The 18,235-nt window shown below is 58.4% G+C and carries 16 protein-coding genes; 11 read left to right on the top strand and 5 right to left on the bottom strand.

Features of this window, described 5'->3' with window-relative positions:
* The first annotated feature begins 122 nt into the window (after positions 1–122).
* Positions 123–1,076, top strand: a complete 954-nt coding sequence (locus tag AC1M7R_RS25385; RefSeq protein WP_490610086.1) for a 2-hydroxyacid dehydrogenase — start codon at positions 123–125, stop codon at positions 1,074–1,076.
* 40 nt (positions 1,077–1,116) lie between these two features.
* Here AC1M7R_RS25385 and AC1M7R_RS25390 read toward each other — a convergent pair whose 3' ends face one another.
* The gene (locus tag AC1M7R_RS25390) at positions 1,117–2,058 is read right to left on the bottom strand and encodes a LysR family transcriptional regulator (RefSeq protein ID WP_490610087.1); all 942 of its coding nucleotides are present in this window, start codon (positions 2,056–2,058) and stop codon (positions 1,117–1,119) included.
* Positions 2,059–2,259: 201 nt separating this feature from the next.
* Between AC1M7R_RS25390 and AC1M7R_RS25395 the strand changes: the two genes are divergently transcribed.
* A complete protein-coding gene (locus AC1M7R_RS25395) occupies positions 2,260–2,640 on the top strand; it encodes a nuclear transport factor 2 family protein (protein ID WP_490610088.1) in 381 nt (126 codons plus the stop codon).
* Between the two features lie 287 nt (positions 2,641–2,927).
* Here AC1M7R_RS25395 and AC1M7R_RS25400 read toward each other — a convergent pair whose 3' ends face one another.
* Positions 2,928–3,575, bottom strand: a complete 648-nt coding sequence (locus AC1M7R_RS25400) for a hypothetical protein (protein ID WP_076406991.1) — start codon at positions 3,573–3,575, stop codon at positions 2,928–2,930.
* A 343-nt stretch (positions 3,576–3,918) separates the two neighbouring features.
* Here AC1M7R_RS25400 and AC1M7R_RS25405 point away from each other — a divergent pair, with 343 nt between their 5' ends.
* Together AC1M7R_RS25405 and AC1M7R_RS25410 are read left to right on the top strand one after the other, a co-directional pair.
* Positions 3,919–4,599: a hypothetical protein gene (locus AC1M7R_RS25405; RefSeq protein ID WP_490610089.1), complete on the top strand. Its 681-nt coding sequence runs from the start codon at positions 3,919–3,921 to the stop codon at positions 4,597–4,599.
* A 14-nt stretch (positions 4,600–4,613) separates the two neighbouring features.
* Complete coding sequence (locus AC1M7R_RS25410; RefSeq protein ID WP_177305120.1) at positions 4,614–5,300, top strand: tetratricopeptide repeat protein; 687 nt, start codon at positions 4,614–4,616, stop codon at positions 5,298–5,300.
* A gap of 103 nt (positions 5,301–5,403) precedes the next feature.
* Here the strand turns inward: AC1M7R_RS25410 and AC1M7R_RS25415 are convergent, their stop codons facing one another.
* From AC1M7R_RS25415 to AC1M7R_RS25425, 3 genes are all read right to left on the bottom strand, one after another.
* Entirely contained in the window at positions 5,404–5,922 is a 519-nt protein-coding gene (locus AC1M7R_RS25415) for a hypothetical protein (protein ID WP_072398331.1), read from the bottom strand.
* Positions 5,923–6,045: 123 nt separating this feature from the next.
* Positions 6,046–6,336 carry a DUF3144 domain-containing protein gene (locus AC1M7R_RS25420; protein WP_076407365.1) on the bottom strand — a complete coding sequence of 97 codons (291 nt, stop codon included), beginning with the start codon at positions 6,334–6,336 and terminating at the stop codon, positions 6,046–6,048.
* Between the two features lie 544 nt (positions 6,337–6,880).
* Entirely contained in the window at positions 6,881–7,759 is an 879-nt protein-coding gene (locus AC1M7R_RS25425; protein ID WP_076406988.1) for a LysR family transcriptional regulator, read from the bottom strand.
* A 182-nt stretch (positions 7,760–7,941) separates the two neighbouring features.
* Here AC1M7R_RS25425 and AC1M7R_RS25430 point away from each other — a divergent pair, with 182 nt between their 5' ends.
* The 7 genes from AC1M7R_RS25430 to AC1M7R_RS25460 all read left to right on the top strand — a co-directional run bounded on the left by AC1M7R_RS25430 (position 7,942) and on the right by AC1M7R_RS25460 (position 18,044).
* The gene (locus AC1M7R_RS25430) at positions 7,942–9,072 is read left to right on the top strand and encodes a serine hydrolase domain-containing protein (RefSeq protein ID WP_372239187.1); all 1,131 of its coding nucleotides are present in this window, start codon (positions 7,942–7,944) and stop codon (positions 9,070–9,072) included.
* A 179-nt stretch (positions 9,073–9,251) separates the two neighbouring features.
* Positions 9,252–10,400 (top strand): acyltransferase family protein, encoded by a 1,149-nt coding sequence (locus AC1M7R_RS25435; protein WP_076406986.1) that lies wholly within the window; start codon positions 9,252–9,254, stop codon positions 10,398–10,400.
* A gap of 176 nt (positions 10,401–10,576) precedes the next feature.
* Positions 10,577–11,593, top strand: coding sequence for an efflux RND transporter periplasmic adaptor subunit (locus AC1M7R_RS25440; RefSeq protein WP_231991074.1), 1,017 nt, complete (start codon positions 10,577–10,579; stop codon positions 11,591–11,593).
* On the top strand, positions 11,593–14,766 hold the full coding sequence (locus tag AC1M7R_RS25445) for an efflux RND transporter permease subunit (RefSeq protein ID WP_490610090.1): 3,174 nt from the start codon (positions 11,593–11,595) through the stop codon (positions 14,764–14,766). Before AC1M7R_RS25440 ends, AC1M7R_RS25445 begins: the two co-directional genes overlap by 1 nt.
* A 78-nt stretch (positions 14,767–14,844) precedes the next feature.
* Positions 14,845–15,846 carry a zinc-dependent alcohol dehydrogenase family protein gene (locus tag AC1M7R_RS25450; RefSeq protein WP_490610091.1) on the top strand — a complete coding sequence of 334 codons (1,002 nt, stop codon included), beginning with the start codon at positions 14,845–14,847 and terminating at the stop codon, positions 15,844–15,846.
* Positions 15,843–17,033 carry an MFS transporter gene (locus AC1M7R_RS25455; protein ID WP_072398338.1) on the top strand — a complete coding sequence of 397 codons (1,191 nt, stop codon included), beginning with the start codon at positions 15,843–15,845 and terminating at the stop codon, positions 17,031–17,033. The genes AC1M7R_RS25450 and AC1M7R_RS25455 overlap by 4 nt, the downstream gene beginning before the upstream one ends.
* Positions 17,034–17,123: 90 nt before the next feature.
* Positions 17,124–18,044: a LysR family transcriptional regulator gene (locus AC1M7R_RS25460; RefSeq protein WP_083526353.1), complete on the top strand. Its 921-nt coding sequence runs from the start codon at positions 17,124–17,126 to the stop codon at positions 18,042–18,044.
* Positions 18,045–18,235 lie beyond the last annotated feature (191 nt).

The raw sequence follows: 18,235 nt of genomic DNA on the forward strand, positions 1-18,235 counted from the left end.
CTATGCGAATCGCAGCCTATCGTCACCTGCTCTGACATTGATCATCGACGCCCTGCGATACCCTAATCGAGCAAGCAAAGTAAGCAGATAGCGTCCAGACGCACCTACAGAGATGCCTTCGTATGAGCAAGCCTGCCGCACGCCCTCACAAAGTTCTTATGCTTCTGACATCAGACTTCGTCACTGCCCGCTACGAAGCGCTGCGTACCCGAGCGCCAGATCTCGACATCGTCACTGAGCTTGGCCCAGGACTCGACCCCGACATTACAGCCCTTTTCGCCTTCAAGCTCCCCACTGGCATCGCGTCTCGCCTGCCTAACCTCCAGTTGGCCGCCTCGGTAGGCGCGGGGGCCGACGGAATCATTTCTGCGCCAGACCTCCCAATGCACGTTAAGGTCACTCGAGCTGTTGAACCAGGGCTAGGCTTGAGCATGGCGCAGTTTGTGTCCTTGCAGATCCTGCGGCAGTTCCGCTCGCTGCCCAAGATGGAACAGCAGCACGCAGCGGGTGAATGGAAGCGCTTGCCGGTACCCGACGCGCGCCAAGTTACAGTCGGCATCATGGGACTTGGCTCGATCGGCGCGGTCGTGGCCGACGTAGTCGCCGCGCTGGGCTTCAGCGTCATTGGCTGGACACGCTCGGATGGGCGCGAGTCGCGCGTGCCCGTCTTCATCGGGAAGGCGGGCATGGACACATTCCTCGAGCGGTCCGATTTCCTGGTGTGCCTGCTGCCAGGTACTGCGCAGACCGCCGGGCTGCTAGGACGATCATGTCTTGAAAAACTTCCCAGAGGCAGTTTCGTAATCAACGTGGCACGCGGCGGCATCGTGGTGGAAGAGGATCTTCTGACCTTGGTCAACGAAGGGCATTTAAGCGGTGCTGCCTTGGATGTCTTTGCGACCGAACCCTTGCCCCCGGACAGTGAGCTCTGGAGGCATGACAAGATCCTGGTTACTCCACACATCGCAGCACAACCGTCGATAGGCCCCGTAGTCGAGCAGTTCATCGAAAACCTGGACCGCCTTACCGAAGGGCAGCCGTTGCTTCACGAGGTCGACCGAAATCTCAATTACTGACGAGTTGAGTTTCGAGGCTTTCGGCTGCGACCAGGCAAATCTATCGGTCGTCGAACGGAGCAAACACATGCGCCACCCATTCGACGAACAGCCGCGTCTTTGCGCTCAGATGCCTGTTGCTCGGATAGATCACGCTCAATCGATGTCGTGGCCGACTCCAATCGTCGAGCACGGTACGTAGTTTTCCGCTCTCAAGATGCGGGGCGACCATGAACCTGAACGCCTGACCAAGGCCCACTCCACTGAGCAGCGTGCTCAAATACGCGGAGCTGTCGTTGACCCCGACCACCACCTGTCCCTGGACCAGAACCTGCTCGGCTGCCTTGCAGAACTCCAATGGGAAGGGCCTCCCGGTGAGTGATGAGAAGTAGCCCAGGATTGCATGTCCCGGCCCGCCAGTCGTCTTCTTTGCCGCTGGCCCAGGGTGCATCAACTCGGAAGGATGGATGGGAACACCGTGCACGGCAAGATACGACGGACTCGCACAGGTGACCCAGTCCAGGTCTGCGAGTCGTCGCGCGACAAGTGAGGTGTCGGCCAACTCTCCGCCGCGAATGACACAATCGACACCCTCGCCGATCAGATCGATTGGCCGGTCACTGACACCGAGGTCGATATGGAGCTCGGGATATAGCGCGCGGAAACTTGGAAGCGCCGGAATCAGGATCATGTTCGCAAGCACCGACCCGATATCGACGCGGATGCGGCCACGCGGCTGGGCCTGTGCGCGCACCATACTCTCGTCCATGTCATCAAGGTCGCCGATAAGCCGCGTCGCACGCTCGTAGTAAGCCGCCCCCTCCGAAGTCACGCTGACGCGTCGCGTCGTTCGGTGTAGCAGCTTCGTGTCGAGGTGACGCTCCAGGTCTTGCATCAGTTTGGTAACGGTCGGGCGCGGAATGTTCATCGAGTCCGCGGCTTTTGAGAACGCACCTGACTCGGCTATACGGATGAAAACACGTAAGGCAAGCAATTGATCCATGATTAAAAAGGGGCCGGGGTGTCTAGGAAAGATGGGCGAAAATTATTCATCATCATGAATTAACAAATAGCCTTTTGCACATTTATTCACCGAAGTGAACTCTCTAAGCTCTCATCCATCGCCAGCCTCGATCACCCATAGACAGCGATAGCGGGCAAGACTGACGAATCCACACCAGAGATCCAGCCCCAAGAGGACACTATGAAAACTGCTCTCCAATTGCTTCAAGCCTATCAAGACAACATCCAGGCGCCGACGTCAGCCGCGGCCTTGTTTGCCGAGGACGGCGTGCTGGAAATACCGACTGTTCATGTGCACGCGCAGGGACCTGCCGCCATTGAGCAACTGGTCGCCGACCTGCTTGTGAAGATTCCGGACTTCCGGTTCAAGGATTTCAAGGTTTGGATCGACACGCCCGACAAGGTCTTCGGCGAATACTCCGTCGAGGCGCTGGTCGTCGGCACGGGCAAGGTCTATCGGCAAACCTATGCAGGCTTGCTCATCGCAGAGGGCGGGAAGATCAAGCTGCTCAGGGAAGCGCTGGATACGGCTGCCGGAGCGCGGGCATTTAGCGTGGATTGAGGGACCTAATGCAACGGACCTCCTTATTGCCGAGCATCTGCAGGCATGTCCGTTGTCCAGTCCCAATACTAGGCTCGCATCTTTTAGGAAGAACCTCCAGCAATGGCGATGACATACGGCATAGCCGACGTGAGCTCCACTACCGGTGATTCCCAGAAAAAGGTTCAGCGTCCTTTTCCGCTCGTTGCTCAGTATGTAGTGGTCTACGAAACCCGGGGCGATTCAATGTTTATGTGTGTCTATAAGATTGTGTGGAAACGCGAGACTCGATGCGACAGCGATATGTGTTAACCGACGGTAACGTATCGATATTGACGGCCCCTCCATGGGGTCACAACGTTATTATTCTCATATCTCCAGTTTTGAATCTCAGCATTGTTGAATACGGCGTCCCATTGATTCGACATTTTGAAATTAAGGCCTTCAGCTGCCGTTGATTCCTTGTATCTCCCTCGCCCTGTACCTGGTTTTGCGACATGGGTGTCGAATTGCATGCCGTAACAGAAGTGGTGTTTATACAACACCGCTTGCGGCCGCTGAGGCCAAGCGTCCACCGCTATGGCGTCCTCAGCATCTCCAGAGTTATGTCCAATCAAAGCAAACGTGTGGGCGTTGGTGCCGACCCACGCTGAATAATAATCTGACGACAGATAATCCCTGCAGATTGCGTAAGCCATTGCCCCCAGCTGATCGCAATTGCCCGCACCTGTTCTTTTGGCGATTTCTAATATACGCCGAGGTCTTAGCATGGCGCTGTTGACTGGGTTTTCCATGAAGTTGTAGGTGGCCGCAGTACGAATGTGTGAGGCGGCGTACTCCTCATCCAACTGATTGCCACTACCGTAGGGAGTTAACCCCTTGATAATGTCGATCACTGCGTTGCCAAGCCTCAGCAATTGTGCCTGTCTCTTTGTCACTATGTAGTCTGTAGGCATGCTTTGTTTCTCACAAGATATTGCTGGAGACGATGAAGCCACCTCGTCAGGCTAGGTCAGGCTCGGCGTTTCGCAAGCGACAGGAACACGACGGATGTCGGTCAAGATCGCAAGAAGCCTGTCTCGCCCCGTGGCAAGACGCGACGAGAATGAGCTCAACCATGATCATCCAAGGTGGCTTGGCCACCCCAACGATGTGTAGTGATCTATTGAAAATTTCTGCTGTGCCATCCTCGACCAGACCCGATCTTTTATTCTGAGACGCCGACGCTAACCCCTCCTCCGCCCCGTCTTACTAAAGTTCGCCCCTGATAGGCCGACAGCCTTCATTCTTGTCTCACGGATGATTTCAATGTTCCGCTCTGTTCTCCCCGGCGTTGCCTTACTCGCCGTCGCCGCCGCCTTTACGGCCCAGGCTCAGCCCGTCACCACGCCCGAGCAACTGTTTCGCGAATTTTCTCGCTGCGATGCACATTTCTTCGAAAGCCTGCGCGACGCCCGTCTCCCTGCAGCTACCTTGCGCCTGAGTGATTACGGCTCGGTCAAGGCGCCGACCATCAGAGATCCGTTGCAGGAAGGTGGCACTTACCAGCACTTCGAAACACCCCTGATCATCAATGGCGTGCGTATGGTCGGCTATTACAACCAGGCCCAAACCATCAAAAGCGTCGGCAATTTTCTGTTTTGGGGATTCGTGGCAGATGGCTCGCCACAAGAGGTGGCCACGAAACTCAAGCCACTCATTGTCGATAACGCACGTTTCGCCAGCCAGGGCCAAGCCATCACCCGCGCCGAAATCCGTCGCATCGGTGATCCGATCGGCCAATGGCGCACCGAAGGGTTGACCGGCCCGGGGGTTGCTACTCCGTTTGGTTTCGTAGACCGCGCCTTGATGGTCGATACGGGCGACATGAAACCGCCGCTCGCAGGACGTACCACCGTGTTCTGCTCGCTACAAGGCACCGTGACCGCGCCGTTGCTGCAGGTCTATCGCCCTGACCTCAACGCTCATCTGCTCGACTGACAAGGATGTTTTCCATGAATGCTCGCTGGTCCGCACTGATCGCTTGTTCCCTCCTCCTCACAGGATGTGCCGGGATGCAGAATCCGCAAAGAGCCAATCTCGCCCATTGCTCCAATCAATTGAAGGCGCTCAAGGCCGAAAACTACACCCTGGTGCTGCAGGAAGGTGATCTGTGCTTGCAGAAAAATACACTGCCCGCCTCGCTGCAAAGCGTGATTTATGCGGTGCAGGCTGAAGCCCACAGCAACCTCAACCAATTTTCCCAAGCCGTGACTGCCAAGGAAAAATCCATCCAATTGGCAGTCAAGCCAGATCCGCGGGCGAACCTGGATTTGAGCGCGATGTATCGTGAGGCCGGCAACCCCAAGAAAGCACTCGAACTTGTGCAGTACAACCTCGACAACGGACTGGGAGAAGCCGGTAAGGGCTCCGGCTTCCATATGCCGACCTACTATCATCTAGGCCTGGCCCTGACGGACCTGGGCCAATACCGAGAGGCCGCCGAAGCCTTCAGCGCCGGCCTTGAACGCCAGCCGGACTATGCCTGGGCCTATTACACCCGCGGGGTCGCGTACGACCATTTGGGGGCGAAGGATGATGCCAGGGCCGACTTCAAGAAATTCCTGGCGCTGGTCGACAAGAAATACCTGCTGGAGAAACATAAGGCCAAGCTCGCCGAACTCGGGGTTTCCGTACCGTAATGGCTGAGCCGGCTTAATGTCGGGCAGTTTCGATCTTGGGGGCGCAGTGCCATGGTTATTGTCATTGCACTCCCCCTCTGCTTTGCCACTGGCCTCAATGTCTTTATTTGACGAACCTGAGGCACCCGAACCCGGTCTTGATCCGCAGTTGCTGAATGGGTTCGATATTTTCCTGTTCACCGACCTTCTTGATGACGGCCACCCCGCAGAAAGACTCGTCACGGTTGAAGATCGGAAGAATGCCAGCCTTAGGCTCGGTCCAGGAGCCCGAAATCAAGGTATAAGTGGCTCCGTTCTGTGGCTTGAAGGAGAACGGGATCTTACAAGCGCTGCTACCCGCGACTTGCCAATAGGTCAGGATCAGCTCTTTGTCCACGGCAACCCGTGATTCGATATGTTCCCCGTTGGAGGGCAGGACCGTATAACCGGCATAGCATCCATTATCGCTGAAGGTCATGGCATCCAGCCTCGCCCCTCCTCCAGCCTTGAGGCGAACCGTTGCTGAAGGGTCAGCGGGTCCGGGGACGACATATTGCTTGCCCTGTAGAAACGAAGTGCAACCGCTGACCAGTAACGCGCCGGCCAGCAAGATGAACCGGCCATACTTTTGTTTGACGTACATCCCTTTCTCCCTGGTTCCATCGGGTGCCCTAGCCAGTCGGAGACTTGGGACTGTTGAAAAGCGGTTCAATGGTAATGGATTGAGTGCAGATGCGAGTAGGTCTGGATGTGCCGGCACCAGAACCTATTTCACCTGCATGTACTGGCTGAAATTGTTGATGTGATCATCAAGATTATCCTCGAGCATCAGCCGGAACTGATCGCAGAAATACTTCAACAGCGCCTCCCGAGCATCAGCCATTTCGGCACCAGACTTGAAGTTCTGCGCGCTCGCCCAAGCATTGAAACGAGTGGTGCCGAACATCATTGAGGCGCTGACCCCACCGAGATCTCCATGGGTCTTGATCTGTTCGTTGGACAGTTCGATATGGGCGTCTGCACGGTCGTAGAAGGCTTGGTCGGAGGCGTCAGCCATGATGAGGTCTCGATATTCAATGAAGGATGCCATTGGAGCATATTGCGCGGCAGGATTGCAGCTGCCTCCATCGAGCCCCGGCGAGACCAGTCAAAGGAATACTTATCTTCGCAGCCAATGGTGCCGTGGATTTCAACACCATCAAACCCTGCCTCACGTGCGAAACGCTGGGCGAATTGGTCAACCAATCCGGTTATTTCGATAGTTATGGAAAGGTTGCTTTTGCGCTGCTATACGGCTGTTCTTCAACGTCGCCAGAGATTCACAGGCTCAAAGTGCCCCGGGCCGATCCAGGCCGGCAATCCGAGGTCCACTCTTTGTCGGCGGGCAACTTGGGTGTACTGATCCCCTACTACGGCAAGGATGGCCAAACTTCGAGGTGCCTGGCTGGGAACCGGGGTTCCTGATCCACGCATTCGGTGACAGCTACGCTCACGTGCAGGGTGACCCGATCATCTCTGCAAGACGCTGAACGTCAAAATCGACGAAGACAAGATCCAGGATTTCCTCAAGGAACTGTCATCGGATCTAGACGGTTGATCACTTACATATGCAGGGAGATGAAATCTACGAAACAACGCAGCTTGGGCGTGATGAAGCGGTTCGGCGGCCACAGCACACTGAAGTGGATGGTGCGGGTGACCTCTTGGGTCAGCACCGCCTGCAACTCTCCGGACTCAAGGGCATCCTTGACGGCAAATTCCGGCAGGCAGGCGATGCCCCGACCTTCCATGGCGGCGTTGAAAAGCATGTCGATGTTGTTGCAAACCAGCACTGCCGGCAAATCCTGCGCGCCATTGTGAGTTTTATCCGGTAGCGGCCAGCGCTCGAGCTTCCCGGTGGAAGGCACTCGGTACAACAAGCAGTCATGGTTGCTCAAGTCGCCAGCGTCCAAGGGCACGCCCTGGGCCTGGAAATAGGCCGGAGCACCCACCAGCAGGAAACGGAAGGCGCCCAATCGCCGCGCCACCAGACGAGAGTCGTTCAATTCGCCGGTTCTGACCACGGCATCAAAGCCCTCCTCCACGACATCCACCAGACGGTCGCTGAAGTCCAGCTCCAAATGGATGTCCGGGTATCGCTTGGCAAAGCGGGACAACAAAGTGAACAGGAACTGCCCTGCCAAGGGCAGGCTCACGCGCAGCTTGCCACGGGGTTCGCTGCTGGAGCTGGACAGCTCGAGCTCCGCTGCTTCCAGTTCATTGAGCACACGCTGGCAGCGGTTCAGGAAAAGCATGCCCTCCGCTGTCAGGTTGATGCTTCGAGTGCTGCGATGAAACAGCCTGACTCCCAGGCGCTGCTCCAGGCGCGCGACGCTTTTGCCAACGGCCGATGACGACACACCCAATTGCCGACCGGCTGCGACAAAACTACGGGTTTCGGCGACCTGGACGAAAACCGAGATACCGCTGAGGTTGTCCACGCTCTCTCCTTGAGTATTGGCGCTTTGATTGCGGAACGAAACGTCCGATGTGTCCGGAATTCTAGCCTCTGTTTCCCCTGCCGTCTGCGACCTAGCATGACAACCGTCTATCACAGCAGGGAATCGCGATCATGACCGCCAAAGCATCCATTCAGTTATCCAGCGCCATCGCCACTGACCCTATGCAGGCCCGAATTGACGCTGCGCTGAGCAGCGCCATTGAAGACAAACGCCTGGTGGGAGCTGTCGTACTGGTTGCCCGCCGTGGCGAAATCACCTATCGAAACGCGGTGGGCCTGGCCGACAGAGAGGCCGGGATACCGATGCGCACCGACGCCCTGTTCCGGCTCTCCTCGGTCACCAAACCTATCACCTCGGCGGCCGCCCTGGCCTTGGTTGCCCAAGGCCGCATTGGCCTGGATGACCCTATCGCCCGCTGGCTACCGGAGTTCCAGCCGACCCTGGCGGACGGCACTCGGGTGTCTATCAGCGTGCGCCAATTGCTCAGCCATACAGCAGGCCTGAATTATGGTTTTCTCGAAGCCCAGGGTGGCGGCGCCTACGCGCAGGCCGGTGTGTGTGACGGGCTGGAGAGCGCACCGCTGACCCTGGAGGAAAACATCCGGCGGCTGGCGACCGCGCCGTTGCTCTATCGCCCCGGCACCAACTGGGGATATTCCATTGCCACCGACGTGTTGGGAGCCCTCATCGCCAGGGTATGCGGCAGTAGCCTGGCTGAAGCAGTCAATCAACTGGTGTGCGAGCCTCTCGGCCTGTCCGACACCCGCTTCAACGTCGTCGACACCTCCCGCCTGACAGCCGCCTACCTCAATGCCGATCCCGTTCCACGCCGCATGAATGGCGTCGAAGTGATCGAAGTATTCGAGAACACTGCAGGTATCCGGATGGACGCGGATCGGGCCCTCGATAGCAGTGCCTATCCATCGGGAGGCTCCGGCATGATCGGCTCCGCCGAAGAGTTCCTGACCCTGCTCGAAACCTTGCGCCAGGGTGGTGGGCCGCTCATGCCAGCGACCCTTGCGAAAGAAATGGGAAGTGTCCAGACCGGCAATCTGGAACTCGCCAATTGGCCTGGCCGTGGTTTCGGCCTGGGATTCACCGTGCTGACTGACCCGCAGGCCGCACAAACGACCGAGTCCGTTGGCACGTGGCGTCTGGGTGGGGCTTTCGGTCATTCCTGGTTCGTCGATCCGGTGCAACAGATCTGCGTGGTGGCCTTCACCAACACGGCGTTCGAAGGCATGTTCGGGCAGTTCACCGTCGATCTATGCAACGCCGTATACGGTGCCTGAATGGCCAAAGGTTCACGCGGCGATAAGGAGTTCATGATGAAAAGACCGGCTTGAGAGCCGGCCTTCATGCGAATGCAGTTTGAGTTGTCCAGCTTTTTTTTGGCTACCTGCCCCATGGAATTGACCAGGCGCCTGGGCTTTCGACAGCGCCGCGGATCTTTATTGAAAGGTATCGACTCATGACGCATTCACGCCTGTATCACAACCATGCCAACGTACGCCTGGACTCCCTGACGGGGTTTCGATTTGTCGCGGCTGCCTTGGTGTTCTTCTTTCACGCCTCACTGACAAAGATCATCGGATTCAACCCCTTTGCCGACCAGCACATTGTCGCCGGCTTCCAGCGCTTGTTCAGCGTGGGGGGCTGGCTTGGCGTATCGTTTTTTTTCGTCCTCAGTGGTTTCGTCATAACCTGGTCGGCCCGCAGGGACGATACGCTTGGGGCGTTCTGGCGCCGTCGCCTGGTGAAGATCTATCCCAATCATCTGGTCACCTTCGTCCTGGCGATGATCTTGTTCGCTGTACCGCTGACAGCCGTGAGTGCCTGGTTGCCCAACTTGCTGCTGGTTCATGCCTGGGTCCCGGACATGTCGGTGTTCCTGAGTGTCAACGGGCCTTCCTGGTCCCTGTGTTGTGAACTGGTTTTCTACCTGGCGTTTCCGTTTCTCTTGCGCGCCTTGTGGAAGGTCGGCGAGGACCGCCTCTGGCTGACCGCGGGCCTCACAGTCTGTGCGATGGCTGTGACCCACTGGCTCATCGCCGAGGTTGTCGACGATGCACCGCAGATCGCCGAATACCCCATCTCCCTGAGCCAGTGGTGGTTGGCTTACTACTTTCCGCCGCTACGGTTGTTCGAGTTCGTTCTCGGCATGTTGATGGCCCGCATCCTGATGACGGGACGCTGGATTGCGATCCCGGTCGCACCGACGCTGGCATTGGCGGCGGCGACATACTTCCTCGCAGGAGAAATGCCCTTCATCTACAGCCTGTCACTCACCACCGTCATTCCGATTGCCTTGCTGATCACCAGCCTGGCTGCCGCCGACGTCGCGCAGCTCAAGTCCTGGTTTCGTCATCCACTGATGGTCTGGCTGGGAGAGATCTCGTTCGGGTTCTACATGGTCCACCTGCTGATCATGATGTGCGTGACTTCGCTGTTGGATGGACAACGTTTCGCAGTAGTACCGGCCTCTCTGATTCTCGCGGCCACGTTCTGCCTGTCGATCCTGGGGGGCTGGCTGCTTTTCGCCTTCGTCGAGCGGCCCGCCATGCGACGTTGGGGCAAAGCCAAGCCGATCGAGCGACCAATGAGTGTTCCTCAGGTTTGATTTCTCCACTGGAAAGGATGCTAGCCATGTCATCGTTTATTCGCAGGTTGAGCGGCGTGCCCGTTTGGGCACTCGGCTTATTGGCGCTGGCGCTAATCGCCGGCTTCGCAATCAGCATGCGGGCCCCGGTAGCCCAGGCTAAAAGCGCCCCCGCTCCGCTGCCTCAGGTGCAAGTGATGAGCGCCATCACGCGAGATGTCGTCGACTGGCAGAGCTACACCGGTCGCTTGGTCGCCACCGACACCGTAGTCATAAAGCCTCTGGTGGCCGGTACGCTCATCAGTGTGCACTTCAAGGACGGCGCGCTGCTGCGCAAAGGCGACCTGATGTTCGAGATCGACCCTCGTCCTTATGCCGCGACGCTGCAACAAGCCCAAGCCGCGCTGGTGGCCGCCAGGTCGATGAGTCTGTTTGCGCAGAAAGAGCTGCAGCGCTACGAGCATTTAATCACCAGCAATGCCATCGCGAAAACCGACCTGGACAAGCGCATACAGAGCGCCAACGAAGCTCAGGCCAGGGTCAATGAAGCCCAGGCCAGGGTCGAACTGGCCCGGCTCGACCTGGAGCACACCCGCATCCTCGCGCCATTTGACGGTCGCGCCTCACGGGTGGAGGTGACACCGGGAAATATCGTTGACGTGGGAGAGCGCTCCACAGCCCTGACGAACCTGGTGTCCATCTCTCCGATCTACGCGGACTTCGACGTGGATGAACAAACCTTCCTGCGCTACCTGGGCAACCGCCCCGCAGGCGATCCGGTACCCGTCATGCTCGGGCTGGCCCACGAAGAGGGTTATCCACGCAAGGGCAACCTAAGCTCCCTGGACAACCGGCTGGATACTCGATCAGCCACTATCCGCGTCAGGGCCAGTTTCGACAACAGCAACGGAGAGCTGCGCCCGGGCCTGTTTGCCAGGGTCCTGCTGCCAGGCAGTGCCAGCCGCCCGGCAACCTTGGTCGACGACAGCGCCATCGGCACCGACCAGGACAAAAAGTACGTACTGGTGGTCGATGCCGAGGGCCGCGTCCAGTATCGCCAGGTCAAGCCCGGGATACGTCAGGGTGCGCTACGGGTCATTGACCAGGGCATCTCACCCGAGGAGCAGGTGGTCGTGAGTTCCCTGCACCTGGCGACACCGGGCTCCCAGGTTGCTCCGGTACGTGCGCCTTCCCAACCACAGGCGCAACAATGATGAACATTTCCGGATTTTTCATCGACCGTCCGATTTTTTCCGGCGTCCTCAGCGCTCTTGTATTGCTGGCCGGGATACTCTCGCTAACGCGGCTGCCAGTGTCGGAGTACCCCGATGTGGTGCCGCCGTTGATCGTGGTGAACGCCCAATACCCAGGTGCCAACCCCAAAGTGGTGGCTGAGAGCGTCGCCGCGCCGCTTGAAGAGCGTATCAACGGCGTGGAAGGCATGCTGTACATGCAATCGCAGGCCAACAGCGATGGCACCTTGGCGATCAATGTGACATTCGCGCTGGGCACCGACCCCGACAAGGCTCAGCAGTTGGTACAGAACCGTGTCTCCGAAGCGCTCCCACGCCTGCCGGCCGACGTGTTGAACCTTGGCGTCACCACCAGCAAATCGTCATCGACCCAGACCCTGGCGATTCATCTGGTGTCGCCCAACAACGAATACGACGCCAACTACCTTCGCAACTACGGCATCCTTAACATCAAGAGCCAGCTTGAACGTATCCCTGGCGTCGGCGAAGTGCGCATCTGGGGCGGCGGCGACTACGCCATGCGTATCTGGATCGACCCCGACAGCGTTGTACAGCGAGGCCTCACCGCCGGCGAAGTGGTGGCGGCCATACGAGAACAGAACATTCAGGTCGCGGCCGGCGTCATAGGCGCGTCGCCCATGAACGCGGGCGTTCCACTGCAGCTTTCGGTCAACGCCAAAGGTCGGCTGAAAACCGAAGAGGAATTCGGCAATATCGTCATCAAGACGGTACCGGACGGGGGCGTGACGTACTTGCGCGATGTGGCCCGGATCGAATTGGCCGCTTCCACCTACGCGCTTCGCTCGCTAGTCGACGGGCAGCCGGCGGTAGGCTTCGGAGTTTTCCAGATGGCGGGCGGCAACGCGCTGGACATTTCAGCCCGGGCTCGGGAAATCATGACTCAAGCCAAGGCCGATATGCCGGCAGGCGTCGATTACAAAATCGTCTTCGACCCGACCCAGTTCGTCCGTTCCAGTATCGATGCGGTGATCAGCACTCTGTTCGAAGCCATCGTGCTGGTGGTGCTGGTGGTGATCGTGTTCCTGCAAACCTGGCGCGCCTCGGTCATTCCATTGCTGGCTGTGCCGATATCCATCGTCGGCACACTGGCGTTCTTGCTGGCGTTCGGATTCTCCATCAACGCGTTGTCACTGTTCGGCCTGGTATTGGCGATCGGCATCGTCGTGGATGACGCGATCGTCGTGGTGGAAAATGTCGAACGCAACATCAGCCAAGGGTTGTCACCGCACCAGGCCACTCACCAGGCAATGGCAGAGGTGAGCAAACCCATCGTCGCCATCACCCTTACGCTGGTTTGCGTGTTCATTCCATTGGCGTTCATGCCCGGCCTTTCTGGCGGTTTCTACCGCCAGTTCGCCTTGACCATAGCCATTTCCACGGTGATCTCGGCATTCAATTCGTTGACACTTTCCCCGGCCCTCTGCGCCCTGCTGCTCAAGCCACACGGCGCGCCAAAGGATCCTCTGGAACGTGGAATCGACAAAGTCATGGGGCGTTTTTTCAAAGGTTTCAATCGTCGATTCAAGCAAGCCGAGGAGCACTATGGTGCCGGCGTACACGGTGTGCTGGCGCACAAGGGCAGGACGTTCGCGGTGTTCGCGGTTCTGCTGTATGCCTGCGCCTGGTTGAGCCACACGCTACCGACGGGGTTCGTTCCGGCCCAGGACAAGGAGTTCCTGGTGGGTTTCGCTCAACTGCCCGCCGGTGCCTCGCTGGATCGAACCGAGCAGGTCATCCAGCAAATGAACGACATCGCGCTGAAACATCCTGGCGTTGCCCACACCCTCGAGTTTCCCGGCATGTCCGTCAACGGTCTGATGAACTCTTCAAGCTCCGGGATCATCTTCGTCATCCTCAAACCCTTTGCCGAGCGTTCCGGCGAGGAGTTGGGGGCGAACCGGATAGCGGCAGAACTCAATGCCGAGTTCAGCAAGATTGCGCAGTCCTTCACTGCGGTCTTCCCGCCGCCCCCCGTCCTTGGGCTGGGAACACTGGGCGGGTTCAAACTCCAGATCGAGGACCGCGCCAGCCTGGGTTATGTCGCACTCGACAGCGCGGTCAAAGCCTTCATGACCGAGGCTGCCAAGGCGCCGGAATTAGGCCCCCTTTTCTCCAGCTACCAGATAAACGTGCCCCAACTGGACGTCGATCTAAATCGGGTCAAAGCCAAGCAGCTCGGCGTCTCGGTAACCGATGTATTCGAGACCCTGCAGATTTACCTGGGATCTCTATACGTCAACGATTTCAACCTTTTCGGGCGTGTTTACCAAGTCAGGGCGCAGGCCGATGCGCCGTTCAGGGCCCACCCCGAAGACATCAAACGCTTGAAGGTTCGTAATGCCTACGGCGACATGGTGCCCTTGTCGACGCTGCTGTCGGTCGATCCCGGCTATGGGCCGGAAATGGTCGTGCATTACAACGCTTTTACAGCGGCGGACGTCAACGGCGCCCCCGCCCCCGGTTACTCTTCGGGCCAGGCAGAAGCAGCCATCGAGCGCATCGCCCGGCAGACCCTGCCCCAGGGCGTACGTATGGAATGGACCGACCTGACCTACCAGCAACGGCTGGCCGGTGACACGACCGCCTGGGTGCTGGCGGTCAGCACGCTCCTGGTTTTTCTGGTTCTGGCGGCGCTGTACGAAAGTCTCCTGCTGCCGCTGGCGGTGATCCTGATCGTGCCGATGGGGGTGCTTTCGGCGCTCGCGGGCGTCTGGTTGACCGGAGGCGATAACAACATTTTCACCCAGATAGGCCTGATGGTACTGGTGGGCCTGGCGTCCAAGAACGCCATCCTGATCGTCGAATTTGCAAGGGATTTGGAACGCCAGGGGCACACCCCGTCGAGCGCCGCCTGGGAGGCCAGCAAGTTGAGGCTCAGGCCGATCCTGATGACCTCGATTGCCTTTGTCATGGGCGTCGTCCCCCTGGTGATTTCCACCGGAGCCGGAGCGGAAATGCGCCAGGCGATGGGCGTCGCGGTGTTCTTCGGCATGTTGGGCGTGACCGCATTCGGATTGCTCTTCACCCCGCTCTTCTACGTCCTGGTTCGCAGTTTTGGCCGCCAGCTACCCCAGGCCCGGTCAATTCCCATTGCGGACACATACATCCGTTAACACCGGAACTCCAGCGCGTTTTTCTGCATTCGGCGCGCCTCTAGACTGCAAACGTCCCCAACCCTTGCGAGAAATGCCATGACACGTGTCGTTCGGTTCCATGAGTATGGTGATCCAGAGGTCCTGCGAATCGAGGATTTACCGGTCGCCCAGCCAGGCCCTGATGAGGTCCGCATCCGGGTAAAAGCCATCGGTCTCAACCGCGCCGAATCCATGTTCAGGCGCGGCCAGTACCTTGAGCAGGCTGAGTTTCCCAGCCGGCTGGGGTACGAAGCAGCCGGTTTTGTCGAAGCCTTAGGCGATGCCGTACACGATTTTGAGATAGGCGATCCGGTCAGCCTCGTTCCCCCTTCGAGCATCGCTCGATGGGGAACCTATGCCGAGCAGGCGGTGGTGCCGGCGGCGATGCTGGTCAAACATCCGGACAGCCTCAGCCTCGAACAGGCCGCTGGCGTCTGGATGCAATATCTCACGGCCTGGGGCGCGTTATTTCCCGTCGCCGGACTGGTTGCAGGTGACTTCGTGCTGATAACCGCCGCTTCGAGCAGTGTAGGCCTGGCTGCCATTCAGATTGCCAACCGTGTAAAGGCGATACCTATCGCGGTGACCCGTGGCGAGGAAAAGGTCCGCAAGCTGCTGGCGGCCGGTGCCGCTCATGTGATTGTCAGCGACAAGGAAAATCTGGCGGTACGTGTCGGGGAGATCACGGCCGGCGATGGCGCCAGGGTTGTCTTCGATCCAGTGGGCGGTCCGGCTATCGAGCCGTTGGCGGATGCCACCCGTCGCGGCGGCATTATCATCGAGTACGGAGCCTTGAGCAGCGAGCCCTCGCCCTTTCCGCTGTTCACCGTGCTAGGGAAAAGCCTCACGCTGCGAGGCTACCTGCTGCACGAAATCGTCAACGACCCGGTCCTGTTTGCCCAAGGCAAGGCGTTCGTCTCCAGCGGCCTGATCGACGGCAGCCTGTCCCCTGTAATCGCCAGAACCTTTACCTTCGACGAGATCGTCGAGGCCCATGAATACCTGGAGGCCGGTGAGCAGTTCGGCAAAGTCATCGTGACCCTGGAGGACCGGCCATGAAAATGTTCAACCCGTTGTTCTTCATCGCGCTGGGTTTGTTCGGGGTCTACACCATCGAGTTCGGCGTAGTCGGTATCTTGCCAGTGATCATCGAACGCTACAGCGTCAGCGCCTCTCAGGCGGGCTATCTGGTGGGCCTGTTCGCCCTGATCATTGCGGTATTCGGCCCCTTCATGGTGCTGTTGTTTTCACGTTACAACCGCAAGCGGATCCTGACCCTGTCGTTGTTCATTTTTGCCGGTTCCAGCGCCTTGTCGGCCTATGCGCCCGATTACGGATCGCTTGCGGTCCTGCGGATCATTCCGGCGTTCTTCCATCCGGTGTATTTCTCTCTGGCTTTTGTCGCAGCGGTGTCTCTTTATCCCAAGGAACAGGCTACGCAAGCGACGGCCAAAGCGTTTGTCGGCACCAGCATGGGCATGGTCCTGGGCGTGCCTATCACCACCTGGATCGCCGCACGCTTCTCCTACGAGGCGGCCTTTCTGTTCTGCACCGCAGTCAATGTGATCGCCGGCCTCGGCATCATCGCCCGGCTACCCGATACCTTTGCCGGACAGCGAACCCCTTATGGGGAACAGCTGGCTATCCTGCGCAAACCGACGCTGTGGCTCAATATCCTGGCCTCCACCCTGATCTTCGGTGCGATGTTTTCGGTGTACTCCTACAGCGCCGAATACCTGTCTCGTGAAGCCGGCATGAGCGGTGAGGTGATCAGCGCCATGTTGATCCTCTTTGGTGTGGGAGGTGTAGCCGGTAATTTGCTGGCGGGCCGCTTGCTGTCCAGGAACAAAGTGAGTACCACGCTGATGCATCCGATCATGCTGGGTGCGTCCTACCTGATCCTCCATTTCTTCGCCAGTGCAGCCATTTTGCCGATGGTGTTGATCGTCGTGCTGTGGGGTGCCACACACACCAGTGGCCTGATCGTAACGCAGGTATGGTTGACCTCCGAAGCCCCGGAGGCTCCCGAGTTTGTGACGGGACTCTACATTTCATTCATCAATTTGGGCGTGACGCTCGGTGCAACCGCCGGCGGCTGGTTCCTCGCACGCTTGGGAATGGAAGGAACCATCGTCAGCGGGCTGGTTTTCTGTGCACTGGCAGCTGCGACAATCGCGACCAAGGTGCTTGTGTATGGAGCCCGACAACCAGGCCTTGCGTCGGAAACCCAGGCGGTTTTGCACTAAAGTCATTCCTCGGAGACCGTGGCCTGCCACGGTCTTTCTCGAACTCAGCGGAGTTTTTATCGGTCAGAACCACTCGGACGGAGTTACGATATGGATGTTAGCAGCACTTCACTCACCGCCTCGCAGGCCGTCGATTTCCCTGTGGACAGCACCCAGTTCGATTGGGAGAACCTTCGGTATTTCATCGCCTTCGCGAGAATACGCTCCCTGGCTGCCGCAGCGCGGTCGTTAAACGTCGAACACGCGACTGTTTCACGGCGGATAGCGGCCCTTGAAACGGCACTGAAAATACGCCTGGTGGACCGGCGCAGCCACCGATACGAATTGACCGAAAACGGCGAGCGGATCGCCCAGTTGGGTAACCGCATGCAGGAAACTGCCTGCGCGCTGAGCCGCGCGGTCTGCGCGATCCGCACCGATAAAGTCGCAGACATTACCCTCAGCTCACCTCCCCACCTGACGACGCATTTCATTGCGCCCCGTCTCGGTCAGCTAAGGGAGCAATGTCCTGGCGTCAACGTGCGGATCCTGTCCAACCCCCGCATGGCCTCCATGGCAAGGCGCGAAGCGGATATCGCGATCAGCGTCGGACGACCGACCGAGACGGACCTGGTCGTGCGGAAGATCGGCACCCTGGATTTCGGTTTTTTCGCCGCGCAATCCTATCTCCAGGGCCGTGCCCCCTCAGCCTATGAATTCATCGCCCATGACGATGAACAAGAACCCTCCCCTCAGCGCATCTGGCTGGAGAATGCCGCGGGCCAAAGGCCAGTGGTGCTAAGGGTCAAATCCTTCGATGTACAGGCCGAAGCGGCCAGGGCCGGCGCCGGTATCGCCTTGCTCCCCGTATTCATGGCCAATCCTCAAAGCGGCCTGCACAGGGTCTCGATCGAAGAGCGGCCGTTACATGCTGAGCTATGGCTGGTGGTCCATCGCGACATGCGAACGGCTCCCGGAATAAGGGCCATGATGGACTTCATCATTCATTGCTTTGCACAGCAACATCGTTAATAAAAGGTTCGACCCGACTGGGAATTTTTTAACAGCAGCTGTTAAAAACAACCTGTTTACAATCTGCGGAATGTTGTCCAGTATCGAATCAGGTCAGGCGAACGAGTTTTCGCTGAAATCATGACCTCGTAGAAAACCGTTACATTCCTATAATAATAATCCCCCTGCCTTTTACGCCAATAACGCCGCCA

The organism is Pseudomonas sp. MS01C9, assembly GCF_058202755.1.